Origin of the sequence: Paraburkholderia domus, assembly GCF_905220705.1 — a bacterium.
In the GTDB taxonomy this organism is placed as follows: domain Bacteria; phylum Pseudomonadota; class Gammaproteobacteria; order Burkholderiales; family Burkholderiaceae; genus Paraburkholderia; species Paraburkholderia domus.
Window position 1 is genome coordinate 111,861 of record NZ_CAJNAT010000001.1, and the last position, 23,139, is coordinate 134,999.

General features: G+C 59.9%; 22 protein-coding genes and 4 pseudogenes. 4 read left to right on the plus strand and 22 right to left on the minus strand.

Going from position 1 to position 23,139, the window contains the following annotated elements; genetic code table 11:
• The first annotated feature begins 249 nt into the window (after window positions 1-249).
• From KHO31_RS00455 to KHO31_RS39055, 3 genes and pseudogenes are all read left to right on the plus strand, one after another.
• Window positions 250-1,443, plus strand: a complete 1,194-nt coding sequence (locus tag KHO31_RS00455; RefSeq protein WP_201073035.1) for a urate hydroxylase PuuD — start codon at window positions 250-252, stop codon at window positions 1,441-1,443.
• A 261-nt stretch (window positions 1,444-1,704) separates the two neighbouring features.
• Entirely contained in the window at window positions 1,705-1,971 is a 267-nt protein-coding gene (locus KHO31_RS00460; RefSeq protein ID WP_201073037.1) for a helix-turn-helix domain-containing protein, read from the plus strand.
• A 93-nt stretch (window positions 1,972-2,064) separates the two neighbouring features.
• Window positions 2,065-2,424 (plus strand): annotated as a pseudogene (locus tag KHO31_RS39055) (type II toxin-antitoxin system HipA family toxin); the annotation flags it as partial.
• 114 nt (window positions 2,425-2,538) lie between these two features.
• On the opposite strand, the gene KHO31_RS00465 reads toward KHO31_RS39055, so the two are convergent.
• The 16 genes and pseudogenes from KHO31_RS00465 to KHO31_RS00540 all read right to left on the minus strand — a co-directional run bounded on the left by KHO31_RS00465 (window position 2,539) and on the right by KHO31_RS00540 (window position 18,322).
• Entirely contained in the window at window positions 2,539-3,051 is a 513-nt protein-coding gene (locus KHO31_RS00465) for an ureidoglycolate lyase (RefSeq protein WP_201073039.1), read from the minus strand.
• Window positions 3,048-4,061 carry an allantoicase gene (gene alc, locus KHO31_RS00470; RefSeq protein ID WP_201073041.1) on the minus strand — a complete coding sequence of 338 codons (1,014 nt, stop codon included), beginning with the start codon at window positions 4,059-4,061 and terminating at the stop codon, window positions 3,048-3,050. The genes KHO31_RS00465 and alc overlap by 4 nt, the downstream gene beginning before the upstream one ends.
• 71 nt (window positions 4,062-4,132) lie before the next feature.
• Window positions 4,133-4,654 (minus strand): 2-oxo-4-hydroxy-4-carboxy-5-ureidoimidazoline decarboxylase, encoded by a 522-nt coding sequence (gene uraD / locus KHO31_RS00475; RefSeq protein WP_201073042.1) that lies wholly within the window; start codon window positions 4,652-4,654, stop codon window positions 4,133-4,135.
• The gene (gene puuE, locus KHO31_RS00480; RefSeq protein WP_201073044.1) at window positions 4,651-5,601 is read right to left on the minus strand and encodes an allantoinase PuuE; all 951 of its coding nucleotides are present in this window, start codon (window positions 5,599-5,601) and stop codon (window positions 4,651-4,653) included. Before puuE ends, uraD begins: the two co-directional genes overlap by 4 nt.
• A 229-nt stretch (window positions 5,602-5,830) precedes the next feature.
• Window positions 5,831-6,697 (minus strand): aspartate/glutamate racemase family protein, encoded by an 867-nt coding sequence (locus KHO31_RS00485; RefSeq protein ID WP_201073046.1) that lies wholly within the window; start codon window positions 6,695-6,697, stop codon window positions 5,831-5,833.
• 24 nt (window positions 6,698-6,721) lie between these two features.
• Complete coding sequence (locus KHO31_RS00490) at window positions 6,722-8,203, minus strand: NCS1 family nucleobase:cation symporter-1 (RefSeq protein ID WP_201073048.1); 1,482 nt, start codon at window positions 8,201-8,203, stop codon at window positions 6,722-6,724.
• 336 nt (window positions 8,204-8,539) lie between these two features.
• Complete coding sequence (locus KHO31_RS00495) at window positions 8,540-9,280, minus strand: GntR family transcriptional regulator (RefSeq protein WP_201073050.1); 741 nt, start codon at window positions 9,278-9,280, stop codon at window positions 8,540-8,542.
• 315 nt (window positions 9,281-9,595) lie between these two features.
• A complete protein-coding gene (ldcA, locus tag KHO31_RS00500; protein ID WP_201073052.1) occupies window positions 9,596-10,522 on the minus strand; it encodes a muramoyltetrapeptide carboxypeptidase in 927 nt (308 codons plus the stop codon).
• A gap of 193 nt (window positions 10,523-10,715) precedes the next feature.
• Window positions 10,716-11,267 (minus strand): annotated as a pseudogene (gene tadA, locus KHO31_RS00505) (tRNA adenosine(34) deaminase TadA); the annotation flags it as partial.
• Between the two features lie 143 nt (window positions 11,268-11,410).
• Window positions 11,411-11,812: a DnaJ family domain-containing protein gene (locus tag KHO31_RS00510; RefSeq protein ID WP_201073053.1), complete on the minus strand. Its 402-nt coding sequence runs from the start codon at window positions 11,810-11,812 to the stop codon at window positions 11,411-11,413.
• A gap of 543 nt (window positions 11,813-12,355) precedes the next feature.
• Window positions 12,356-12,955, minus strand: coding sequence for a 2'-5' RNA ligase family protein (locus KHO31_RS00515; protein WP_201073055.1), 600 nt, complete (start codon window positions 12,953-12,955; stop codon window positions 12,356-12,358).
• Window positions 12,956-13,435: 480 nt separating this feature from the next.
• A complete protein-coding gene (locus tag KHO31_RS00520; protein ID WP_211622462.1) occupies window positions 13,436-14,680 on the minus strand; it encodes an acyl-CoA dehydrogenase family protein in 1,245 nt (414 codons plus the stop codon).
• Between the two features lie 80 nt (window positions 14,681-14,760).
• Complete coding sequence (locus KHO31_RS00525; protein ID WP_201073059.1) at window positions 14,761-15,525, minus strand: SDR family oxidoreductase; 765 nt, start codon at window positions 15,523-15,525, stop codon at window positions 14,761-14,763.
• A 48-nt stretch (window positions 15,526-15,573) separates the two neighbouring features.
• Window positions 15,574-16,593, minus strand: coding sequence for a phosphotransferase (locus KHO31_RS00530; protein WP_211622464.1), 1,020 nt, complete (start codon window positions 16,591-16,593; stop codon window positions 15,574-15,576).
• 22 nt (window positions 16,594-16,615) lie between these two features.
• Complete coding sequence (locus tag KHO31_RS00535; protein ID WP_211622466.1) at window positions 16,616-17,290, minus strand: histidine phosphatase family protein; 675 nt, start codon at window positions 17,288-17,290, stop codon at window positions 16,616-16,618.
• A gap of 132 nt (window positions 17,291-17,422) precedes the next feature.
• Complete coding sequence (locus tag KHO31_RS00540) at window positions 17,423-18,322, minus strand: LysR family transcriptional regulator (protein ID WP_211622468.1); 900 nt, start codon at window positions 18,320-18,322, stop codon at window positions 17,423-17,425.
• 168 nt (window positions 18,323-18,490) lie between these two features.
• On the opposite strand from KHO31_RS00540, the pseudogene KHO31_RS00545 reads away from it, so the two are divergent.
• Window positions 18,491-18,987: pseudogene (locus KHO31_RS00545) on the plus strand (FtsX-like permease family protein); the annotation flags it as partial.
• Window positions 18,988-19,216: 229 nt separating this feature from the next.
• Here KHO31_RS00545 and KHO31_RS39060 read toward each other — a convergent pair.
• The 6 genes and pseudogenes from KHO31_RS39060 to KHO31_RS00570 all read right to left on the minus strand — a co-directional run.
• A pseudogene (locus tag KHO31_RS39060) lies at window positions 19,217-19,381 on the minus strand (Arm DNA-binding domain-containing protein); the annotation flags it as partial.
• A gap of 38 nt (window positions 19,382-19,419) precedes the next feature.
• Window positions 19,420-19,914, minus strand: a complete 495-nt coding sequence (locus tag KHO31_RS00550) for a hypothetical protein (RefSeq protein ID WP_201085137.1) — start codon at window positions 19,912-19,914, stop codon at window positions 19,420-19,422.
• A 28-nt stretch (window positions 19,915-19,942) separates the two neighbouring features.
• Window positions 19,943-20,536 carry a hypothetical protein gene (locus KHO31_RS00555; RefSeq protein ID WP_201073073.1) on the minus strand — a complete coding sequence of 198 codons (594 nt, stop codon included), beginning with the start codon at window positions 20,534-20,536 and terminating at the stop codon, window positions 19,943-19,945.
• Between the two features lie 237 nt (window positions 20,537-20,773).
• Window positions 20,774-21,232, minus strand: a complete 459-nt coding sequence (locus tag KHO31_RS00560) for a GIY-YIG nuclease family protein (protein WP_201073074.1) — start codon at window positions 21,230-21,232, stop codon at window positions 20,774-20,776.
• A gap of 257 nt (window positions 21,233-21,489) precedes the next feature.
• Entirely contained in the window at window positions 21,490-22,434 is a 945-nt protein-coding gene (locus KHO31_RS00565; RefSeq protein ID WP_201073075.1) for a hypothetical protein, read from the minus strand.
• A 22-nt stretch (window positions 22,435-22,456) separates the two neighbouring features.
• Entirely contained in the window at window positions 22,457-23,074 is a 618-nt protein-coding gene (locus KHO31_RS00570; protein WP_201073076.1) for an OmpA family protein, read from the minus strand.
• Window positions 23,075-23,139: the final 65 nt, after the last annotated feature.

Here is a 23,139-nt window from a genome sequence, read left to right on the forward strand (position 1 = left end):
ACCCGCGAAGCGCAATCGAACGCGAGCGACTCGACCTGACGTTCCAATAAAAAACGGCGCGTGCGAACTGAGCGCACCGCGTCTTTCGCCCCGACGGGGCGGAGCCCCAAAAGAAGTCCCCTTGGGGGACACCCCGCACACTGTGCAGCGACGCAATGCATGCCGACGCCCCGTCAGCCGGGTCACCGAAGGCGCAATCAAGGCACAAGCGTCGCTGCGCGTGCAACGAATCAGAAGTGGAGGAGTTTCATGGAAGGCTTTATCACAGACTGGCTGAACCTGGCATTGCGCTGGTTTCACGTCATCGTCGCCATCGCCTGGATCGGCGAATCGTTCTATTTCGTCGCGCTCGACAACAGCCTGAAACCGCCTACGGACCCGAACCAGCGCAAGCGCGGCGTGTTCGGCGAACTGTGGCACGTGCACGGCGGCGGCTTCTACAACATGCAGAAGTACACCGTCGCGCCGCCGGAAATGCCGGACGACCTGCACTGGTCCAAGTGGCCCTCGTACACCACGTGGCTGTCGGGCGCGAGCCTCTTCACCGTGCTGTATCTGATGTCGCCGTCCACGTACCTGATCGACAAGAACGTACTCGACATGGGCCCGGTGGTCGCAGTTGCTTCGGCCCTCGGCTTCCTCGCCGCGGGCTGGATCGTCTATGACTCGCTGTGCCGCCTCCTCGGCAACAAGGACAAGGTGCTCGGCATCTGCGTCGGCGTTTATGTGGTGATCGCGGCGTACCTGGCGTGCCATATCTTTGCGGGCCGCGCGGCTTACCTGATCATGGGCGCGATGCTGGCGACGATCATGTCGGCGAACGTGTTCTTCGTGATCATCCCGGGCCAGCGCAAGATGGTTGCCGCGATGCTCAAGGGCGAAACGCCGAACCCGATCTACGGCAAGCGCGGCAAGCAACGTTCGGTGCACAACACGTACTTCACGCTGCCGGTGGTGTTCGCGATGCTGTCGAACCACTACGCGATGACGTACACGAATCAGTACAACTGGGTCGTGCTCCTGATGATCATGCTGGCCGGCGCGCTGATTCGCCAGTTCTTCGTGATGCGTCACCGTGGCCAGGTGCTGTGGTATCTGCCGCTGGTGGGTATCGTGCTGATGTTCGCCGCCCTTTTCTCGACAATGCCCAAGCCGATCGTGCCGCAAGCGCAGGCCGCGAACGTGCCGAAGGTCACGGTGGCTGAAATTGCGCCGGTGTTGCAACAGCGCTGCGCTGCGTGCCACTCCGCGCATCCGACGCTGATGGGCAGCGCCCCGGCTGGCGTGTTGCTGGATACCCCGGACGAGATCTCGCAGAATGCACAGCGGATCTATCAGCAGGCAGTGACGTTGAAGGCGATGCCGCTGGGCAACGTCACGCACATGACCGACGACGAGCGGATGAAGATCGCCGCATGGTTCGAAGGCGGTGCAGTGAAGTAATGAACTGGCCGGGCGTGTTGCCCGGCTGGGCAAAACAGCATGAAGCGGGCTTTTCGCGTGAGCGGGAAGCCCGCTTTTTTGTTGGCCAGTCGGTTAGGCTTGCTTGTCAGCAATGACAATTTAATTTGTAGCCCAAGAGACACAAATTGGACGAAAGTCGATGAAATGCAGCCTGACAGGCACAAAATCATAAAAACGTTTTGTGCCTTATGGGCTACAAGATAGCCTTAAACTCGCCAAGTTGACACCTAGGGGCTACAAATGACCAATCTCGCTGACGTATCGGACATGCTGAAGGCCGTTCGGCGCGAAAGCCACCGGTCGCAAGAGGAATTGGCCCTCCGCGCGGGCGTGGCTCGCACCACTGTCGCGCGTATGGAAACGCTAGCCAAAAACGATATGAGCGTGTCCGTGCTCGTGCGTCTGCTCGAAGCGGCCGGCTACGACCTCAAGTTCGTCGCGCACGGCCACGGGCGCACGCTCGAAGACATCCTGGCTGAACAACGCATGCCGGACGCGGACTCATGAGGCTCGACGTTCAGGTACTGGGCAAGCACGTCGCCACGCTGTTTCGCGAGCGCGACGACTACGTCCTCAAATACGATCGCGACACAACGGCGACCGATCGACGGCCGTAAAACCTGAGCGGCCGGCAAAACGCTCGAGCGCTTTTTCAACACCCGCACGGGGATCGCACCACGGCAATACGCGCAGATGGTCGAAGCGTTGTGCGATTCGGCGGTCGCCGTCGGCCGCGAGTTAATTGAAGCGGCGCGCAACGAACCGCGGTGGCACAACGTCGCGAAACACATGCTCCATGCCTGGGACGACGGCATGGCGTCGCTTCGATCGCCGAAGAAAAGCCTGCAATTCAAAGGACTCAAACCGGCAATCGAAGCCGCGGGGTTTTCAGCGCCGGAGCCTGCGGAACGTGCGCGCGAGGTGATCGGGCACTCACCGCTCTTAGGCAAGCGTAGCTGAAAGATCAGTTGGCCCCCGCCCTCGTCTTACGTAAAAGCAAAAAAGCCCACAGCATGTGAACTGTGGGCTTTCTTACAACCAACCTGCTCAAACTACTACGTTAAAGCAACGACCTCAAACGGTCACCGCGCTCAACGCATCTTCAGTGAGCCAAAGGGACTCGGCCAGATCCTGCTCGTTCAGGTTGAGTCCATCGCCGCCACGATCGACGACGATAAAGTCGCTCACGTCGCCCAATGCGATCAGCGGATGGTGCCAGACACCCTTCGCATAGTTCACACCTTGCCAGCCGCTCGTCACGAACGCACGAATCTGCTTCGGGTCCAGCTCGCCGGCCGGCGCCACGACCACCAGATACGGCTTGTCGTTCAGCGGCATGAAGGCCTGGCTGCCGAGCGGATGACGTTCGAGCATCTTCACCTCGAACGGCAACGTGCGCGGCTGCCCACGAAACAGGTTCACCAGCGTACGACCGCTCTCGTCGGTCACATCCACTTTCGCGAGATCGTGAAAGCGGATCGTGGTGCCGAGGTTGATCGGGATCTGCTTCGCGCCCTCGAGTTCGACCACGTCGCCGAATGCGGCGAACGCTTCCTTCGTCAACGGTTCGATGAGCAGCGTTTTCATGATGCGAGCGTGCCCCACAGACGCAGACGCGACACGCCGCCGTCCGGAATGATGTTGAAGCGCACGTGCGTGACCGGACCCAATGCAGCGATTTCGCTTTCGAAATAGTGCTGGTTGTCCATCTTCAGCTTCTGTTCGCCCAGCAGCACCGGCCAGAACATGGCTTGCGTGATCAGCGAGCTGTCCGTGCCGCCCGTGACGTATGCAGCCTGGATCGAGCAACGGTCCGGATAGTTGCCCTTGAAGTGAGCCGTATCGACTTCGATCTTCCTGATCACGCCCGGTTGCGCCAGCGCGACGATCGCCCAGTCATTGCCCGGTTCACGACGACGGCGCGTTTCCCAGCCGTCACCCATGTTCACGCCACGGCCCGGCATCAGAATCGTCGACGCTGCGCCGAAGTGCTGGTTGTTCGCCGCGACCAGATATGCGCCGTTTTCCATCGCGGCCAGATCGAACTGCTCGGTGCGGCTTGCGCCCGCCCAGTCGACTTGCGGCTGGCCATACACACGCAGACGCGCAATACCGCCGTCCGGGTAGATGTTCACGCGCAAGTGCGTGTAAGCGTTCGCGTCGCTGACTTCGTGATAGTGGTGGCTGTTGCCTTGCAGCGTGGTCGACGGGACGATTTCGGTCCATTGAGTCGACTGGTTCGGCACGCCGTCCACCACGCGCGCAGCTTCAACCGAAGCCGCCGGCGGGAAGTTGCCCGTGAAGTGACTGGTGTCGAGGTCGAGACCCTTGATCACGCCCGGACGTGCCAGCTTGACGACGCACCAGTCGTAGCCGGTGGCGCGCTTGCGGCGCGTTTCCCAGCCGTCCATCCACTTGCCGTTGTCGTCGTACTTGCCCGGAATGAAGACGGCCGGCTCCGGATTCAGCATGCGTTCCTTCGGTGCGAAGAAATCGTCGCTGGTCTCGAGCGCCTGTGCGCCCAGACGCGGGTCCGCAAGGTTCACATAGCGACGCGTGAATTCCGGTGCGTTGGGGTCGAGAATCGGGAGTGCCATCTTTGTCTTCCTTAATGTTTGTTAGTGCTGAAAAAACGTTTCTCTTCGAGGTCCGCGACGCTTAGCCAAGCTTACGCGTCGATCAGGTCGTCGAGCCGGAAACGTGCGATGCGGTAGATCTGATCGAGGCTGGCACGCAATTCGTCGGCGCGGCTGTTGTTCACGCGCGCCTCGAAGTTCGCGATGATGCCGTGGCGGTCGTAACCGCGCACCGCGAGGATGAACGGAAAGCCGAACTTCTCGCGATAGGCGCTGTTCAACGCCACCAGCTTGTCGAATTCTTCCTGCGTGCACCGGGCGAGACCCGCGCCGCTCTGCTCACGCGTCGATTCGGCCGTCAACTCGCCACGCACCGCAGCCTTGCCGGCTAGCTCCGGGTGGGCGTTGATCAATGCCAGTTGCTTCTCTTCGCCGGCAGTCTCGACGATGTTCGACATCTTGCTATGCAGTTCGTCGATGCTGGCAAACGGCCGTTGCTGCGCGGCGATTTCCGCGACCCACGGCGAGTGCTCAAAAATGCCCGACAACGCTGCGACGAACGCGTCGGTCGAGGTGCTGTTGAGTTGGTCCAGAGTGTATTGCATCGCCTTCATGCCGCTGCCCCGCGGTTGTTTTGTTGGTAAGGGTGATGTTCGCGCCAGTGACGCGCGATATCGACGCGACGCGTCACCCACACGCGATCGTGCTGCTCGATATGGTCGAGAAAACGTTGCAGTGCGCGGAAGCGCCCCGGGCGGCCGAGCAAACGGCAGTGCATGCCGATCGACAGCATCTTCGGAGCTTCGTCGCCTTCTTCATAGAGCACGTCGAATGCGTCGCGCAGGTACGTGAAGAAATGGTCAGCGGTGTTGAAGCCTTGCGGGCTTGCAAAACGCATATCGTTGGTGTCGAGCGTGTACGGCAGAATCAGTTGCGGGCTTTTTGCGCCGCCCGTCACTTCGACATCCATCCAGAACGGCAGATCGTCGCCGTAGTAATCCGAGTCGTACAGGAAACCGCCGTATTCGGCGACCAGACGATGTGTGTTCGGACTGTCACGGCCGGTGTACCAGCCGAGCGGCCGCTCGCCCGTGATTCGCTCGATCGCTTCCATGCCGAGGCGCATGTGCTCCGCCTCTTTTTCCGGCGACACGTCCTGGTAGTGAATCCAGCGATAGCCGTGACAGGCGATCTCATGACCGAGCTCCACGAAGGCGCGCCCGAGATCAGGATGCCGTTCGATTGCCATGCCGACGCCGAACACCGTGAGCGGCAGGTCGCGTTTTTCGAATTCGCGCAGAATGCGCCACACGCCTGCCCGCGAGCCGTATTCGTAGATCGACTCCATGCTCATGTGACGCGCCGGATAAGACGCCGCGCCAACGATTTCCGACAGAAACTGCTCCGAGCCCGGATCGCCGTGCAGCACGCAGTTTTCGCCGCCCTCTTCGTAGTTCAGGACGAATTGCACCGCGACGCGCGCTCGACCCGGCCAGTTCGCCTGCACCGGGTGGCGGCCGTAGCCGATCAGATCGCGTGGGTAGTTCGAGTCGAGTGGCATGGTTTGACGAAAGCGTGGTGACGGTACGTAAAATTCGCGAGGAACTCACGTGACATGCACGTGGGGTTTGCTTGGCGTGTGCATGTTGCTCACGCCGGCGCGGGCGAAAACGGCCCTAAAAAAGCGGCACCAGAAGCAGCAGAAAATAGCGTTCGGGCACCAGCGCCGAGTGGGACCAGTGTAGCGAAAACACCCGGGTGCGCCCATACACCCGGGCAGATAGTGCGTGTCAGACGGGAAGTATGTGCGGAGCCCGCTGCGCCGGGCTTTCTGTGGTGTTTACCCGCAGTAAACCGGCCGAATTTGCGCTTTCTGCCGTATTTGCGGCCGAATCGCGCCGCGGCCGCGGATTGGGGTCCGCATCAAGCGGACTGAAAGCTTCCAGCGCGCCGTCATAACGCTTGGCCAGTGGCCGCGCATAGTCGCCCCGTTTGGCTGTCGACAGCCGCAGCGCGACTAGCGACTCGGTCCATTTGACCGCCGCCGTCACGCCCTCGATCACCGGCGCGCCCAACGCATCTTCGATCTCCGCGCACAACTCGGCCATGCCGGCGCAACCGAGCACAATCGCGTCCGAGCCGTCCTCCTCCAGCGCGCGCCGGCATTCGTCGAGGATGATGCGGCGCGCCGCCGAGCCAGGCTTGTCCAGATCGAGCACGGCGACATCGGTGGCGCGCACGTTGCGGCAAAAACGCTTCATGCCGTAGCGCTCCGCGAGATGCCACGCCATCCCGCAGGTGCGCGCCAGCGTGGTCACCACCGAAAACCCCGGCGCCAGCACACTTGCTGCATGCATCGCCGCTTCGGCGATGCCGATCACCGGACCGCGCGCCAACTCGCGCGCCGCGTACAGACCGGGATCGCCGAAGCAGGCGATCACGTAACCGTCGCAGCCTTCACGCTCGCCGGCAATGACCTCGGCCAACAAGCCGGGCGTCGCGAGCGCTTCGTCGTAGTAGCCTTCAATCGACGGCGGCCCCATCGTCGGATTTACCGCTATCACCTCAGTACCGGGCGCGGCGACCTCGCGCGCGCAGCGGCCCATCGCGTCCGTCATACGCTGCGTTGTATTCGGATTGATCAGTTTGATACGCATATCGACTCCTGTTGCAGCACGTGCTCAGCGAGCGAGCACACGGTAGAACACGGCACCCAATCCAGCCCCGATGAACCATGAGAAATTAGCCAACCCGTCGAGCGTCGGCACCATCACGCAGATCACAGCGATAAGCGCAGCCGGCAACAATGCGGCCACGGCGCGGTAGTTGACACCGTTGGTATACCAGTACGAACCACTTGGGGCGACCGAATAGAGATCATCGAGCACGACCTTTTGACGCTTCACGAGAAAGTAGTCAACGATCAGGACGCCATACAAAGGTCCAATGAAACTGCCGAGTACATCGAGCGTGTAGTGAATCACCGCCGGATTGTTGAACAGGTTCCACGGCGTGATGAAGATCGACGCCACCGCCGCGAGCATGCCGCCCGCGCGCCAACTGATCAGACGCGGCGCGACGTTCGAGAAATCGAAGGCCGGCGACACGAAATTAGCGACGATGTTGATGCCGATAGTTGCAATCGTGAAGGTCAATGCACCGAGAATCACCGCGGTCGGATAGTCGATACGGCCCACCGTTTCGACTGGGTCCGTGATCAGTTGGCCAAACACCGGCAGCGTGGCCGCGGTCGTGACCACCGTCACCAGCGAGAAGGCGAGGAAGTTGACCGGCAGACCCCAGAAGTTGCCGCGCTGCACGCTGCGAAAGCTTTTGCCGTAACGCGAGAAGTCGCCAAAATTCAGCATCGGTCCGGAGAAGTACGACACCACCAGCGACGTCGCCGTAATCATCACCGGCACGACTTGCATGCCGTGATATTTTACGCCGCCCAGGTTGATGCCGATGTTTCGCCATCCTGCGCGATACACCATGTAGCCCGCGAGAATGAACATCACCACATAGACTGCCGGACCGGCGAAGTCGATGAACTTCTTGATGGTCTCCATGCCGTGCCAGAACACCAGCGCCTGTAATACCCAAAGCAGCATGAAGCCGGTCCAGCCAAGGGTCGAGAGGCCCATGAAGCCATGGTGATGAACGTCCGCATACGGCAACAGTTGCGGGACGAACTTCAGCACCACGATCACCAGCGCGCTCGAAGCCAGATAAGTTTGGATTCCATACCATGCCACTGCAATCAAGCCGCGAATCACGGCCGGGATATTCGCGCCGAGCACGCCGAACGTCGCGCGGCAGGCCACCGGATAGGGCACGCCGTTCGCCTGACTAGGCTTTGCAATCAGATTGCAGAGCGCGTTGACAATGGTAATGCCGACCAGCAGCGCGATCAGCACCTGCCAGCTCGTCAGGCCAAGTGCAAACAGGCTGCCTGCAAACACATAACCGCCGACGCTGTGTACGTCAGACATCCAGAACGCGAAGATGTTGTAAGCGCCCCAGGTTTGATGGCGCAGCGGCGCCAGATCCTCGTTGTACAGCCTCTCGCTGTAGCCTGCTGGTATCGACGATTCGCTGGGCGTGCCGGCGTCTGCGTAGGTGGGAATTGCGGGACTGCCGGGCGCTGCACTGAACTGAGCCATGATTCCTCCTTGGGATAGGGACCATCGATTGCGAATCGAAGGACTTAGCATCGGCCATGCCAATCGCCCTCTTCTCCTCGATCTGGAAACAGGAGGTTCGAGCCAACTGATTGACCGCGCCGCGGGCGTCTCCGTACTTGATGTACTTGTGGTTATCGCACCGCTGGCAGCCGCGGACTCCGGGCGGTGTGTTACTACTCCAAGGCTGTCATTCAGTGACGGCCACGCGTGCGCAAGCCGGCAGCGCTCACGCCGAGCCGCCTTGCAACGCTTGATTCGGTTCAGTTCAATTCAGTGCGGCGCGCACCAGCAACGAGCGCGCACCGGCCGCTCGCCTCAGCCTGGCGCGGACTTGGGTCTAGTTGCTTCCTTCGGTGCGCCGTTGAGTGCGCCAAACACTTCATGCAGATCGGCCGCGCCACGTACGGGGCGCTCCAGCATCTTCAACTCGACGCTTTGCAAATGGCGCGACATCAATGCCGCGGCCTCTTTTGCATCGCCGGCGTCGAGCGCGGCGAGAATCGCTTCGTGGTCTTCGAACGAGCAAGGGCTGCGTCCGAGCGACTCGTACAGTGCCGAAATCAACGTGGAGCGCGCCACCAGTCCGTTCAGGCAGTCGCACAGCACGGCGTTGCCGGTGAGCCCGGCCAACTCGGTATGGAACTCGCCCGAGAGGCGAATCCACGCCGGAAAATCACGTGTTTCGAACGCTTTGCGTTCGCGGCCGATCATGCTGCCGATGCTCTTCAAACGGCGCATGCCATGACCGCCGCAAATCTTTTCCACCACAGCCAGTTCGATGATCCGGCGCATTTCGAACACTTCATGCACTTCCTGCAGCGACGGGCTAGCGACGAACGCACCACGATTTGGCTCGAGATCGACGAGGTGGTCTGTTGCCAGTTGGGCGAGCGCCTGCCGGATCGGGCCGCGCTTCACGCCAAATACTTCGCATAACTGTGCTTCTGTCAGCTTGGCGCCAGGAGCGAGCCGATGCTCGAGGATCGCAGCGCGGATGCGCTCGGCGATCGCTTCGGGTTTCGAACTATTCGCGGCGGCGGAGTCTGTGTCGGACATGATGTGTGTCTCGGTATGTTTGTCATCATAGGACGGACATAAAGATTGTCAACAATTTTTGCTTTAAATTTTGACAATCCGAATGACGGGACCGGCCTGCGGGCTAGTAAACACGCCACGCAGGCCTTGTGCTACTTCACTACCAGTTTAATTAAAGTATGGGAGGGCCGTCTATTGGTGACGATTTTTGTCAACAAAGTAGAAGACCTTCACAACACCGTTCTGCGTGCGGCCATCTCGAATCAATGACCGTTAGTTGCGTTATGAATGTGAAAATAAAGCGGGCAAACGCCCGCTTCCCTGCCCCGCGCTGATTCAGGCCAGGTGTGGATAATCCGACACCGTCAGCCTGAACCCGTGCGCGTCGGAGACGAGGTGCGCGTCCGCGCCGACCGGCAGCGTCAACATGTTTGGAACATGGCCGAATTGCAGACCGGTGATAACCGGAATCCCGATCACCGACCTCACCTGCTCGATCATCGTGTGCAGGTCGTACCCATTGTCGTACTCGTACGATTTGCCACCGGAGAAATCGCCGAGCACAAGCGCCTGCTGCTGCGCGAGGATGCCCGACAGGTGCAACTGATAGAGCATCCGCTCGAGCCGGAACGGCTGCTCGTTGACATCTTCGACGAACAGAATGCCGCCCTGCACCGGCGGCATGTACGGCGTGCCAATCAGCGATGCCACCACCGCCAGATTGCCGCCCCACAACATGCCCGTCACGTCGGCAGTCTGCGCTTGCGGTACGTTGCTCGCCACCGTCATCGTCGGCGTGGTCAGCGCGGACCAGAAATGCTGCATGGTGAATTCGCTCAGATCTTCCGCGCCGAAGTCGCTGATCAACATCGGCCCGCCGAAAGTTTTCACACCGGCGCGCGCCAGTAAAGCGAGCTGTACCGCGGTGAAATCGCTATGACCGACCAGCGCGATGGGCTGATCGGTCAGCCGCCGCTGCAGCCCATCGTAGTCGAGTCCGTGCAGAATGCGCGCAGCGCCGTAGCCGCCACGCACGGCCAGCACAATATCGGGCAACGCACGTGAGGGATCGGCCAGCCGGTTGAGATCCGCTGCACGCTCGCCGTCAGTGCCGGCAAAGCGCTGGTAACGGCGCCTTGTCGCCTCCACACCCTCGACGCGATGGCCCTGCGCATGCAAGCGGTGCAACGCGCGATGCAGCGCCTCGGAATCGTGCGGATACCCCGAAGGTGCGATCAGTTCAATGGTGCGATGGACGGTCATTGGCAAGACCTGTTTAGACGTTATTGTTTTAGAGCGGCTCAGCCGACCCCGGTTCGCTGCCTGCTGCGGGGTCCGCTGCGATGTGTGCTTCGCTGCTCGCTCCCACGTGTGCGTCGAGCCGCGCTTCAACCTGTGCTTCGCCACGCGCTCCGGCGTGTCCATCGGGCTGTGCTTCGCCGCCTGCTACGACATGCGCTTCACCCCGTGCCGCCGCGCGTGCTTCACGGCTTGCGCGCCGCCGTTCGGCAAAGAACGATTTGAGCGCACCGCCGCATTCGGCCTCGAGCACGCCGCCGGTCACCGTGGTGTGGTGATTCAACTGCGGATTCGCGAATGCATCGACGACGCTGCCGCACGCTCCGGTTTTCGGATCGCGCGCCCCGAACACAACCCGCGCGATCCGGGCGTGCATGATTGCACCGGCGCACATCAGGCAGGGTTCCAGTGTCACATAGAGCTCGCAGCCAGGCAGACGGTAGTTTTCAACAGCTTGCGCGGCTGCGCGCAAGGCGATCATTTCCGCATGTGCCGACGGGTCGTGCGCACCGATCGGATGGTTAAACCCTTTGGCAATGACTTCGTCGCCCCGCACGAGCACAGCGCCAACCGGCACTTCGCCCGCTGCGCGTGCTTCTTCGGCGGCGGCCTGAGCGAGCGCCATAAAGCGGCGATCGCGCTCCGAGACAGGTGGTGTCCGAGATTCGTCTGGCGTGAGAGTTTCGATTAGTGGCGTGGTGGCAGCCATTGGCGTTGAATCACCTGCCAAGGGTGCTGGAGCGTCGTGACCAATGGATCTGGCCTGAGCAACCGACAATGTCGCGGCCTCGGACGATTTGCCGGATTCGACAGGCTCCTGGTCAGGCGCAGCGGAGCGGGTAAGCGGCTCGCTCACTGCGAACCCGCATCGGCCATATTGAGGTTGCCGACGCGCTCCGACAGCCGCTCGGCAATGCGCCGGCAGTATTCACGCGGCAGGACCAGCGGTCCGCCGCGCAGGGATTCAAGTGCCATATCAAGCGCCAGCATGCGCGCCTGGAGACGGCAGCGGGTGGCCGGATCGCTCACGGCGTTCAACTCCGCTTGCAGGTCGCGCAAGGCGCGTAGCTGCTCGACAGCCGGCGGCACGAAACCCGCATTTTTCAAAATCCGGTTGGCGACGCGCACTTCCTCAGGGACGAGTGCATCGTCCTCCAGAGGCAGCGGCGCACCCGCGCCCGGCAAATCATCGAACTCACCGCGCGCGGCTGCGGCGGCAATACGCTGTTCGACTAACGCATCAAGCAATCTCATCTGCAGTCCACTACGTTGCGGCCCAAGCATTCTATCAGGGAGCGCAAGACGATTCTGGCTGTCTGACCGACGGATCCCCCTGGTTTTCAGATTTTGCGTATTTGAGGGGCGCATGGCGTGGGCTAGGCTGAAAAGTTGCCGGCGCCGACGCTTCGTCTTCACAAAAAAACTTACGAACGTCTTTCGCCATGCGACGAAAAGCCGGCCTCCCGCACCTGCCCCACTCATGGAGTCCACTTACGCTATGCAATCCGGAATCACCGATCACAGCTCCGACGCTGCACGTCCCGCTTGTGTCACACGCATCGATCTGCGACTGAGCGCATTAACTGCGCGGCTTCGAAAATGCGCTTTCAGGCGATATCTAAGCGCGGCATTGGCGGCCGTTACGATGTCGGCCGCGTTGTCAGGCTGCGGCGTGTTCTGCGGAGGTGGGGGTGGAAGCGGCGGCGGTTTTGCCGGCGGTTGCGCGACCGGCGTGCGATTCTAGTCCGGCGCGCCTCAACGCATGTGCTTCGCGACGTCCGACGCGAGCCAGTACGTTCACCCGGCCGCCAACGGCCAGCGCGCCAGAACGACATGCCGGGTACGCCCGAGCAAGCTGTGCACCAGAGCAAACTCACGCACGTTCAAGCTGACGGCTTCGACAGGACGTGCCGCGATCCAGGGCATGCCGTAAGCGAGGGTCACGTGCGGGGTGTACGGCGTATTTGCCGAGATAGCGCGATCCTCAAATCCAGCGTGCTGCAATGCCGATGCAAGTGCGTCGTGAAGCGCGTGAAGTCTAGCGACACCTTCGCCTCCCCCCAACACCAGCGGTCCCGGCCGCGGCTTCAGCGCAAAACTGAGGGCATTGTCGAACTCGACGCTAAATGGCTCCATCCTGATTGACGCGGCCGCGTTCACGGCCGCATCCACCCGCGCCGGCGGCAAACCGCCCGCGAAATTCCCGAGGTGCAGCAACGTGACGTGCATGCGGTTGGCCGCAAGAGGCTTGCTCTTCGAGCGCGTCTCCCCGCAGAGCTGCTGCGCCAGCTTCGCGATACCGGCCGCCGTATTCGTATCGGGAAAGACCGCAAAGAACAAGCCGTCTGTCGGCGTTGGCGGTGCCTCGAGCCCGGGCAACCAGAGTTGTTCAGGCATGTCGTTCCTGACGGGTTGAAGCCGGCATGGGGTGAATCTCCGTTCAATAGTGCGCGTGCCCACGCCTCTGGAAAGCGTGGACACATCGATCGCGGACGTGGGCTTCGGAAGCGCTTGCATTCGCTGGCCGCCCAAATACCTATAACACTGTACATTCATACAGTATCAACTGCAAATGGGACGATCTAAAAGCGAAAAGTCCCGACTGATTCCAATGAGTTCGGCGCGGTAATCTTTCTGGCATCGGCTCGGACTCGGATACCGGCACAGGCACCAAAGCCACTGCAATCCAATCCAAAGCGCCTGCGGTGCCAAAACGCCGACAATAAAAAAGGGCGCCGCAGCGCCCTTTTCCATGTCGTTAGACCGGCAAACTCATTCCCACGCGATGACCTGACGCTTGCCGACGTTCCGTTTTGCCGGAACGTCGGCGGCGCCATCCGGGGCCACACGCGACGGTCACATAACGGATTGCCTGTCTTACATCGACGACGTCAGGTAGGGACTATCCTTGCCCGGCTCATAGGGCCGCGCCTTGATTTCCATGCGTGCAATGCCCTGCAGGTGAACCTCGTCCGGGCCGTCTGCGAACCGCAACGCACGGCCCCACGTCCAGCTATCGGCCAATGGCGTATCGGGACTCAGTCCCATCGCGCCAAACACCTGTATCGCCCGCTCGCACACGGCGGTATGAACATTCGGCACGAGCGCCTTGATCATCGAGATCTCCTTGCGCGCCTCCTTTGCCCCCACGCTGTCGATCATCCACGCGGCTTTCAGAACAAACAGCCTTGCCGTATCGATTTCGATCCGCGACTTCGCAATCGATTCAGCAACTGACCCGAGCTCATGCAGCTTCTTTCCAAATGCCGTGCGCGCCTGGGACCGTTCCACCATCAACTCGAGCGCCAGTTCCGCGGCACCGATCGAGCGCATGCAGTGATGAATCCGTCCCGGTCCGAGGCGCGCCTGCGCGAGCGCAAATCCGCTGCCCTCCTCGCCGAGCAGATTCGAACGGGGTACACGTACGCCTTTGAATTCGATCTCACAGTGTCCTTCAGGCGCCGCGTGATTGACCACCGTGATATTGCGGATCACCTTGACGCCGGGTGTATCGCGGGGCACAAGAATCATGCTTTGCTGGCGATGGCTCGGCGCGTCCAGGTCTGTCTTTCCCATCACAATGAAGAGTTCGCAATTCGGGTGTGCTGCGTTCGTGATGAACCACTTCCGGCCGTCGATGACATAGTCATCCCCGTCACGACGAATCGACGTCGTGATGTTGGTCGCGTCCGACGAGGCCACAGCCGGCTCCGTCATCGCAAACGCCGAGCGGATCTTGCCGTCGAGAAGGGGCTTGAGCCACTGCTCGCGCTGCGCCGGTGTGGCGAACATATGGAGCAACTCCATATTGCCCGTGTCCGGCGCATTGCAGTTGAACACTTCCGATGCCCACGACACCCGCCCCATGATTTCAGCGAGTGGCGCGTACTCGAGATTGGTCAGGCGGGTACCGGGTTCGTCATCACGCAGATGCGGAAGGAACAGGTTCCAGAGACCTTCTTCACGCGCCTGCTCTTTCAAGGTTTCCATAAAGGAAACTGGATACTGACCGGCACTCACTTCCTCGTGCCATTGCCGGATACGCGGAACGATGTGAGCGTCCATGAACGCACGCACCTGTGTGCGTAGCGCTTCGACTTTCGGGCTGTATGCGAAATCCATTTTTACTCTTCCATAATTCTGATTGATGTCGTCGACGTGTCGGCCAACTACGCGGCCAACAGCACGCTTCGACTCCTTGACTAGATCGTCAGTCCGCCGTCGACGACGACACACTCTCCATTGGTATAGCTCGCAGCGTCGGACACCAGGTAAAGCACGGTACCCGCCATCTCACGCGGTTCCGCATGGCGCCGCAGCGGGATGCGCGACATCCAGTTTTCATACGTGGCCGGATCCTGGAACAGTGCCCCCGCAAAGCGGGTTTTGGTCAGTCCGGGAAGCAGCGCATTCACCCGAATCCCCAACGGGCCGCATTCCTTCGCGAATGCCCGCGTCATGTTGACAACAGCGGCCTTGGTGATCGAGTAGATTCCCTGCATGTCGCCGGGTTGCAATGCATTGACCGAAGCCGTGTTGACGATCGCACCGCCGCCATGCTCCTTCATCAACTTGCCCGCCTCAACAGACATGAAGAAGTAACCGCGCAAGTTGACTTCCACCGTCTTTTCGAAGGACGCCAGATCGGTGTCGAGAATGTGGCCAAAATACGGATTTGCTGCCGCGTTATTGACGAGGATGTCCAGACGGCCATGCCGTGCACGAATGTGCTGGAAGATCGCAAGAATGTCCTCCAACCGCCCGACATGGCACGCTTGCGCTTCTGCGCTCCCGCCCGCTTCCTGGATCTCGCGTGCCACAGATTCGCAATCTTCCAGCTTGCGGCTCGACACGATCACGTGGGCACCCTGCTCGGCGAGTAGTTTGGCGATCTCCTCACCGATACCCCGGCTGGCGCCCGTAACCAGAGCAATTTTTCCATTCAGATCAAACAAATTAGTAGTCACAATCAGTCTCCCTATGTCTACGTTCCGTGTTTCCTGCCTGTCTTCAGGTCAGGTCAGCTCAATGCCCATCTTCGCAAGCGCCCCGGCCATCTCACCCACCTGTCGCGCCTTTTCATTCGATGCGTTGCCGCTCAAGGCTCGCTTCTTCACGCCCTGTGCGATAGCCGCGAGACGGAAGAAACTGAACGCCAGGTAGAAGTTCCAGTTCTCAATCGATGAAAGACCCCGGAGCTCGCAATACCGTTCGACAATCGACGCCTCGTCCGGCACCCCCAACGCCCGTCGATTCAAGCCCTCGAGTCCGGCGATATGACCATCGGGCGGGAGCCGCAAACACATGCAGAAGTACGCGATGTCAGCCAGGGGATTGCCGAGCGTGGATAGCTCCCAGTCAAGAACAGCGCGAACTTGCGGCGCGCCACGCATGAAAATGAGGTTGTCGATACGAAAATCGCCGTGCACGAGCGAAGGCTTTCCGGTTTCCGCCGGACAGTGGGCAGGCAACCACTCGATCAGCGACTCCATCGGCTCCAATGCATCGGTCTGCGCGGCGCGATATTGCCTGGTCCACAGGTCGATTTGACGCGCGAAATAGTCGCCCGGGCGGCCGTAGTCCGACAATCCGACTTCGTCGATATCCACGTCGTGGAGCGCCGCCATCGTGCCGAGCAGTGCTTCATAGATGGCACCGCGCTCCTCGACCGGTACTTCCGGCAGCGCCGGATTCCAGAAGATTTGCCCGTCTTCGTAGCTCATGACGTAAAACAGACTACCGATGACGTCACGGTCCTCGCAAAGGTGATAGGCACGAGCGACAGGGACCGGTGTTCGGCCAAGCGCCGACAGCACGCGATATTCACGATCAACGGCATGTGCGGACTTGAGCAGTGCGCCGGGAGGTTGACGTCTCAGCACGTAGCTACCGCTTTGCGCCTTCAAAAGAAACGTCGGATTGGATTGTCCGCCGGGAAATTTCTCGACGGACAACGGCCCTTGAAACCCGGGCACGTGCGCCGTCAGATAACGTGAGAGATCTTCAGTGTCGAATTGAAGGCTGGGGTGGTTCATATAGCAGGAATCCCGTTTGAGGTCAGCCGTAGGTCACAAATTCATGCCGCTCGGCACGTTCGAGATGAGGCACCGAATTGAAGCTGACTAGCGACATCGCTCCCTCGTTAAAGACATATTGGCAAACGCTGCTGTTTCGAATCTGCATGTTCAGTGCAATCGCGGTTGCATCGGGTGTCTGCAAAACCTGTTGTGCTGTTACCGCGATCGGACCACCCGAACTCACCACCAGAACGCGCCCGCCGCCAGCCCGCTGGATTTCGCTGCGCGCACGCTGGACACGTGCCTGGAACTGCTGCCACGTCTCTGGCACACGGCCCGGCAAGCGGTCATCGGCCCAAAGTTGCAGCACGTGCCGGAGCCCTTTGTAAAAGTCCTTCTTTGAACTGGCGGCCGACAAACCCAGCGGCATGCCCGCTTCGCCGAGGGCGGCGAACAATGCCTGGAAATCGTATTCGTTCAAACCCGCGTCTTGAGTGATCTCGGCTTGCGGGCCGCCCATTGCGGCGAGAATTGCATCGGCAGTTTGCCGATGCCGCTGCATCGTGCCGATGACAACGCGGTCGAACCGCAATCTCGCCTGCGCGAAGTACTCGCCGAGCCAACTTGATTGGGTACGACCGGAAGGTGATAGCTCGTCATAGTTTTCGGCGCCGAAGGACGCCTGACCATGCCGTACAAGATAGAGTTCTGCCATGCCGTCCTCGTTTCAACATGACTAGCAGATTACCCAGCGCCGCGGCATTCAGGAAATTTATTGTTGTGATAGCCGGCTATAACTTTTCGTGACACCGGGAGCGCATTCCCCCTATGCCCCCATAAGCCCCGGCTACTGGTTCATTTCCCGCATGAGACGGCCAACCTGCTCGCGCAGCCAACGATGAGCCGGGTCCCCGGTCACGCTTCGATGCCAGTAGCCATGAGACTCGAGATCCGGAACATCGAACGGCAGCGCCAGGATTCGCGCGCCATACCGCTGAAGGAGCACGAGCGGGGCCGTGAGGACAAGATCGGTTCGCATCGCGATCAAGGGGGCAACCAGATAGTGTTGAACCCGCGTCTGAATCGATCGCCTGAGGCCGAGCCTGTTCAGTTCCGCATCGACGAGACCCGGCCCCTGCGGGCGACTGGATACGTGGATATGACCGAACCTGAGGTAGTCATCGATCGTCAGCTTCTTCCTGGTAAACGGATGGTCGTGACGCAGCATGCATGCATACCGGTCGCGGCCCAGCGGCGCCTGTTCGAGCGATGGGTCGTCAATCAGCGGCGCGTCGATCGCAAGATTGATCGCACTGCTGGCTAGCGCTTCCGGAACGTCTTTACGTGTCGTGAAGTAGCTCTCGATGCGGATGCCGGGCGCCAGTCGCTGCAGCACCTCCTCCAGTGCGGGCAGAAGGAGCGCCTCCGTGAGGTCGGTCATGCTGAGCCGGAACGTACGCTCAGACGACGCAGGGTCAAAGCTCCCTCCCACGTGAGTACTCGAGTCAAGCAGCTGCAGCGCCTCGCGAACCTGGCCGATGATGTTTTCCGAAACAGCAGTCGGTATCATGCCGGCCGACGTGCTGACAAAAAGCTGATCGTCGAATGTTTTGCGCATCCGCGCCAACGCATTGCTGACCGCGGGCTGAGTGATGAAGAGCATCTCCGCTGCGCGCGTCAGGTTTCGCGTTCTATAGACGGCTTCGAAGACCACGAAGAGATTCAGATCAACCTTTGATAGACGCATTTTCGAATTCCCCGACGCCACTCGAACTGTATTTTCGACTCCTTTTGTTCACGCGCGTGCATCGGCGCATGGCGACGATCGGCGTGGTATCACGGAGCAACCCCAGCGAGTCTACTCCTGCCAGTGCGGGACAGCCAAACAGGGACATGCGGACGCTTCGTGCACGCTTATGTCCGCGATTGGACGCAACAGAACAAAACATGGTTCGTCGCAGAGCAGCTTCAAAAGCGCATGTTGTTCCCGATCCTGATGTTGATCGTTTCCGTCACGGCATTTAATCTCGTGTCGTCGCTCGTCATGAGCGTCACGCACAAGCAGGCAGACATCGCGATCCTGCGCACGCTCGGCGCTCAACCGGGATCAATCATGAAAATTTTTGTTGTCCAAGGTACGACGATCGGATTCGTCGGAACGATGACCGGCGTGTTCGTGGGCTGCCCAATTGCGTGGAGTATTCCGTGGTTCCTACCGGCCGTCGAACACATACTCAGCATTCAGCTTCTGACGCCGTCTGTCTATTTTCTCAGCGAACTCCCCTCGAAACTCGCGCGACCGACGTGATCGGAATCGACGTGATCGGCTTTCTGATGTCATCACTCGTGAGGATTTGCCCGAACTGGCGCAGTTCGAGGATTCGCCCGGCGGAAGCAATGTGCCATGAATGAGCGACGCAGATGCGGAGCAAAACGGCTCCACATTCCGGCATAGACCACGGTCGACGCCTCAAGCTCACCCATGTCAATTTATTCGAAGGATCTTTCCACTTTGCAGGTTCGCCTAGGCGTAGATCTGCTTGACTACGTCGCGTATGTAGACTGCGGTGGCCGGTGCGCCACGCGCCAATGCCAGCGAGATGCCTCCCCGACCATAGCGGCCGATTGTCAGCGTCTCTCACTGCCCATTGACGCGGTAGTCGTATCGAAACGAAATCGTGCCCGCCGAGAATACCGTGACATACATGTAGTCACGGTCGGCAACCTTGTACAGAGCGTTACCGGGCTTAAGGTTGCGAAGCGCGAATTCGGTGATCCTGACCGACCCTACCCGTCTTCTTTCCATCCAGGCGCCGCCAATAACCGGTGGCTCATATGGGCAAATCAGGGAACGAAATAAAAGTCGTTTCCTAGAACAGTTTTAAATAGAGCAAACCCCGAGCCAGGAGATCCCGAACCCGCGGTCCGCCATGACACCAACGTCCCTGGCGAAGGTTCGGTAATGGTAGAGGTACTCGTCGCAATCGCTATGGCCGCATTTATGAATGCGGCAAAATCGGGACTGCGTTTGTCCTTGGCTGCATTCGCAATGTCGAGCGCTACTTGGATTCGATGTTGCACATGGCTATCGTACTTTGGATAATTCTGAAAGCCAGCGAATTGGCCAGGCGCCCTTATAATGTCGCCAACCGTCGTTGCACCTTTTGCGCCGAATCGACCGGGGTTATCTAGGCGATTGAACAACACCAAGTCCATCAGTTGCATGCAAGTCGTGGCGTCTGAAAGCGTGAATGTGCTAAAGGACGGCCCGCGGCATTCGGCAAGCAGCAGACGAACCTCGGCGCCTTCATTGTCGTTCTTCGGCGGTAGCAGGATCATCGTAACCTCTCAGTAACTGAAGGCATGCTCAACCGCTCTGTTTTGGAGCGATTTTGTCGGGGGTCCCGTCTCGTTTCCTGAATCTTAGTTTCGTGCCGAATTGATCGCACTTGACGGTGAGTTTGTCGACCCATGCCTTCGTGACAAGGTATGTGCTTCCATGCAGGTCGCTATCCGATTTCACTACGTCCTTGTCAAGATCCACCATCCGTGGCGAAAGATCGAGTTCCGCGCCTCGGCCTTCCCATAGAATGATCTTCCTGCCTTGCTGCCACAAGATCCACGCTTGCTTTAAATTACCTGGGCCGGCAACTCCGAGAACACAGAAATCGTTCGCAGTCTTCGTATGATGCTGCAACAAGAAATGTGCAATAGCCTTCTCGTAATCCCGAAAATCCGTGTCGGACGCGAGGTCGAAGGTTCGATCGTAAATGACATCCTGGGCGTAACACTTCGCAGAAAGATCGAGGAGCAGCAGCCCAGACAGTAGGATAATCGCAGCAACCGACGCGGCGGACCTGTGCGAACGTACGTCAATTTTCGGATTACGGTAGTGCAGCACTATCATGGAAGCTTCCGATTTACGTCTGCAAAATTTTAATGCGACAAAACCGTTTTCCATTCAAAAACTCTCACGCGTCGATCAACGGATCAAACGTCGTGACTTTATGATATGACATCCAGCCTGACGGTACACGACAAAGACGGGATTACCTCACACTTTTTGAATTTCTGCGTAATTGAGCGACGTGTTTGCCCCGGAAGCGCGCGATATCCATCTCATTTCGTGAAGCCACGATCTTCCTGCTTTGGCGCGGGCTCTTCACGGTGCTGAAGGAGTCGACCATCACATCAGAGGCTAATAAAGGTATTCAGCAGGGATCAACTCATCCTCGTCGTACCCGTAACGATGCTCGTCCTTAGCATTGCAGGCGGGATTGAAGATGCTGATCAATTCCCCCTCGATTTCTCGCGCTACAACGCACCCTGCCCATCGTACGAACAAGGCGTTCGGAGTTTTTTGGTAGGTCGTGCAGAGACATTCCAGCCCAGCATGTTTGCTCGGCTTGCCGGTTTGCCGCGCGAATCTTCGGAAATACACGCCAAGGCGTAATCGAAGCGTTTGTCTGGCACCGTCCGCCTTTCCGACATATAGGACATTTGTCGCTGTCAGAGCCTGATCGTCGGTCGAAAAGACGTAGATGCCCGCCCCAAGTGGAATCAGTTCTCTACTGACAATGTTTGCAACGAAGTGAGTAACCGGGACGGGCGGGTCGCACCACCGCAAATCAGAGAACCAACGGGGCATCGATGTCATGTGCAGGCTCCTCAGCACCAAATATCCGGACCTACCAAATATAGTTCAGGATCCGGAAACCGTTCTATTCAGCGTTGCGAACATTGTGCAGGCGCATGAAGGCAGTCAGAACGCTCGGCGCAACTCTTGGACGCTCGGCCAATCAACACCCGAAATCCTTTGGGTAAGCGTTTCTCCTGCGATACCAGCGAGCGCGATGAATTCATCGCCGCACCATATAGCACACCGCAGCACACCCAAACGTTCAGCAACCCTCTTTACTGCGGGCCTCGCGCCACACTCTGCTCCAGTCTCCGCCGCACCTTCCCCACATCGATCCCACCCGCCCCCGGCGTATCGACGATCGGCATATACGCCGCAGGCGTATGCAGCAAATACGCCTGCATCTCGTCGATAACAATCCGGTCGCTCGGATCGTAACCGAGGTTTGCCAACTGCCGGGTCAATTCCGCGCGTTCTTCATAGCTCAATACCTGCCACCAGAACACACGGCACGCGTGCGCATACGCACTGTCGGAGAAATACTGCCAATGCCCTAATTCGTGACTGAGGATCGCTGCCCTGACCGTGGCGTCAATCATCTCTCCGCCCGGTGCCGGCCCCAGTCCTGGAATCGTGATCAGAAAATCCCGTGCGCTCACCGCTTTCCAGATGCCCTGCTCCTGGCGGATCAAACGCCATCGCACGAGGATCGTTTGCAACACGCGCTCGTCCTGGTTCAACACCACGCCCTGCTCGCGCGCCACTTCGAAAAAGTGCGTCAGCTCGACGGTGCTGAAATTGTTGCCCGCAGTCAGGCCCGCTGGGTCGGTACCAAAGCGCCGCGCATGCGCCGCAATGGCCGCCGCCGACACCACGCGATTGCGCGGCATATCGCGCCGTTCGAGCAAGGCAACCACACGCGCAAACATTGCCCCCTGTTGCGCGAGGCTTGCTGCCTGCATCACGTAGAGCCCGGGTCGGTCCGTAACGGTGAACAATTGCAAACGCGCGGACGCCAACGCGGCTTCGAGATGGCCAAGCGGCAAGCGTAGCGCGCCGGTATCGTTATCGACAGCGGGCTCCAGCGTCGCACTCGCGCTCGAGCCATCAGCAGCGCTCTTCCAGGCATTCACCTCCACGGCAACCGCAATCGCGGTTGCCGAAGCAAACAGCAGCGCCGCCATTGCCGCTCGGGCGCAACGCACGCGATAACGTGTCATCGGCACCAGCCCGAAAATCCACCTACTCCGTCACCGTGACGATCGTCACGCGACGGTTTTCCGGCGCCGCCGGATTGCGCTTGTTCAAGGGCTCCGAAGAACCTTTACCGAGCGACGACAGCCGCTCAGGAGCAATGCCGTCCTTCTGCGTCAGGTATTGGACCACCGCGGCTGCGCGATCTTCCGAGAGCTTCATGTTGGCATCGGGCGAGCCGCGCGGATCAGCGTGTCCCTCGACGCGAAACCGGTACGCCGCGAGCCGCTCCGACTGTAATGCACTGGCGACCTTGTCGAGCGCAGCCTGCGCGCTGTCGGTGAGCGTGGCCGAATTGCTGGCAAACGTGATGAGCATTTGCGCGGCGGGCTTTCTCGACGCAGCGGCGGGTCGCGGCGCGACCGACGGTTGCTTGTTCGACAGCACGAAGCCGCGTGTCACGACGTTGTCGTCAGGTTCGTTGGACTCGTTGGACTTGTCGGGCTCGAGCGCGCGTGTCACCGACTGCTCGTTGATGTCCTTCTCGTTCAGGACCGGTTCGGCTGCGCGTGTGGCCGTGCACAGCAACGCCACGAGGCAGAGCGCGGCAACCAGAACAGCGCTTTCTGAGCGTCGTCCGGAAGATGAATGTGTCAGGCGTGACATACGGCGATCTCCGCAGAATTCATATGCCGTAAGACCGCCAGCGCTCCGTCACGGAGCGTCGGCGA

Coding starts and splice junctions, on each gene's coding strand:
- KHO31_RS00460 (WP_201073037.1), top strand. CDS start 1,705: ATGACCAATCTCGCTGACGTATCGGACATGCTGAAGGCCGTTCGGCGC.
- KHO31_RS00540 (WP_211622468.1), bottom strand. CDS start 18,322: ATGCGTCTATCAAAGGTTGATCTGAATCTCTTCGTGGTCTTCGAAGCC.
- KHO31_RS00555 (WP_201073073.1), bottom strand. CDS start 20,536: ATGGAAAACGGTTTTGTCGCATTAAAATTTTGCAGACGTAAATCGGAA.
- KHO31_RS00550 (WP_201085137.1), bottom strand. CDS start 19,914: ATGATCCTGCTACCGCCGAAGAACGACAATGAAGGCGCCGAGGTTCGT.
- KHO31_RS00565 (WP_201073075.1), bottom strand. CDS start 22,434: ATGACACGTTATCGCGTGCGTTGCGCCCGAGCGGCAATGGCGGCGCTG.
- KHO31_RS00510 (WP_201073053.1), bottom strand. CDS start 11,812: ATGAGATTGCTTGATGCGTTAGTCGAACAGCGTATTGCCGCCGCAGCC.
- KHO31_RS00530 (WP_211622464.1), bottom strand. CDS start 16,593: ATGAACCACCCCAGCCTTCAATTCGACACTGAAGATCTCTCACGTTAT.
- KHO31_RS00570 (WP_201073076.1), bottom strand. CDS start 23,074: ATGTCACGCCTGACACATTCATCTTCCGGACGACGCTCAGAAAGCGCT.
- alc (WP_201073041.1), bottom strand. CDS start 4,061: ATGGCACTCCCGATTCTCGACCCCAACGCACCGGAATTCACGCGTCGC.
- KHO31_RS00495 (WP_201073050.1), bottom strand. CDS start 9,280: ATGTCCGACACAGACTCCGCCGCCGCGAATAGTTCGAAACCCGAAGCG.
- KHO31_RS00515 (WP_201073055.1), bottom strand. CDS start 12,955: ATGCCTGAACAACTCTGGTTGCCCGGGCTCGAGGCACCGCCAACGCCG.
- KHO31_RS00535 (WP_211622466.1), bottom strand. CDS start 17,290: ATGGCAGAACTCTATCTTGTACGGCATGGTCAGGCGTCCTTCGGCGCC.
- KHO31_RS00560 (WP_201073074.1), bottom strand. CDS start 21,232: ATGACATCGATGCCCCGTTGGTTCTCTGATTTGCGGTGGTGCGACCCG.
- KHO31_RS00520 (WP_211622462.1), bottom strand. CDS start 14,680: ATGGATTTCGCATACAGCCCGAAAGTCGAAGCGCTACGCACACAGGTG.
- KHO31_RS00465 (WP_201073039.1), bottom strand. CDS start 3,051: ATGAAAACGCTGCTCATCGAACCGTTGACGAAGGAAGCGTTCGCCGCA.
- KHO31_RS00490 (WP_201073048.1), bottom strand. CDS start 8,203: ATGGCTCAGTTCAGTGCAGCGCCCGGCAGTCCCGCAATTCCCACCTAC.
- puuE (WP_201073044.1), bottom strand. CDS start 5,601: ATGCCACTCGACTCGAACTACCCACGCGATCTGATCGGCTACGGCCGC.
- ldcA (WP_201073052.1), bottom strand. CDS start 10,522: ATGACCGTCCATCGCACCATTGAACTGATCGCACCTTCGGGGTATCCG.
- uraD (WP_201073042.1), bottom strand. CDS start 4,654: ATGAAGGCGATGCAATACACTCTGGACCAACTCAACAGCACCTCGACC.
- KHO31_RS00485 (WP_201073046.1), bottom strand. CDS start 6,697: ATGCGTATCAAACTGATCAATCCGAATACAACGCAGCGTATGACGGAC.
- KHO31_RS00455 (WP_201073035.1), top strand. CDS start 250: ATGGAAGGCTTTATCACAGACTGGCTGAACCTGGCATTGCGCTGGTTT.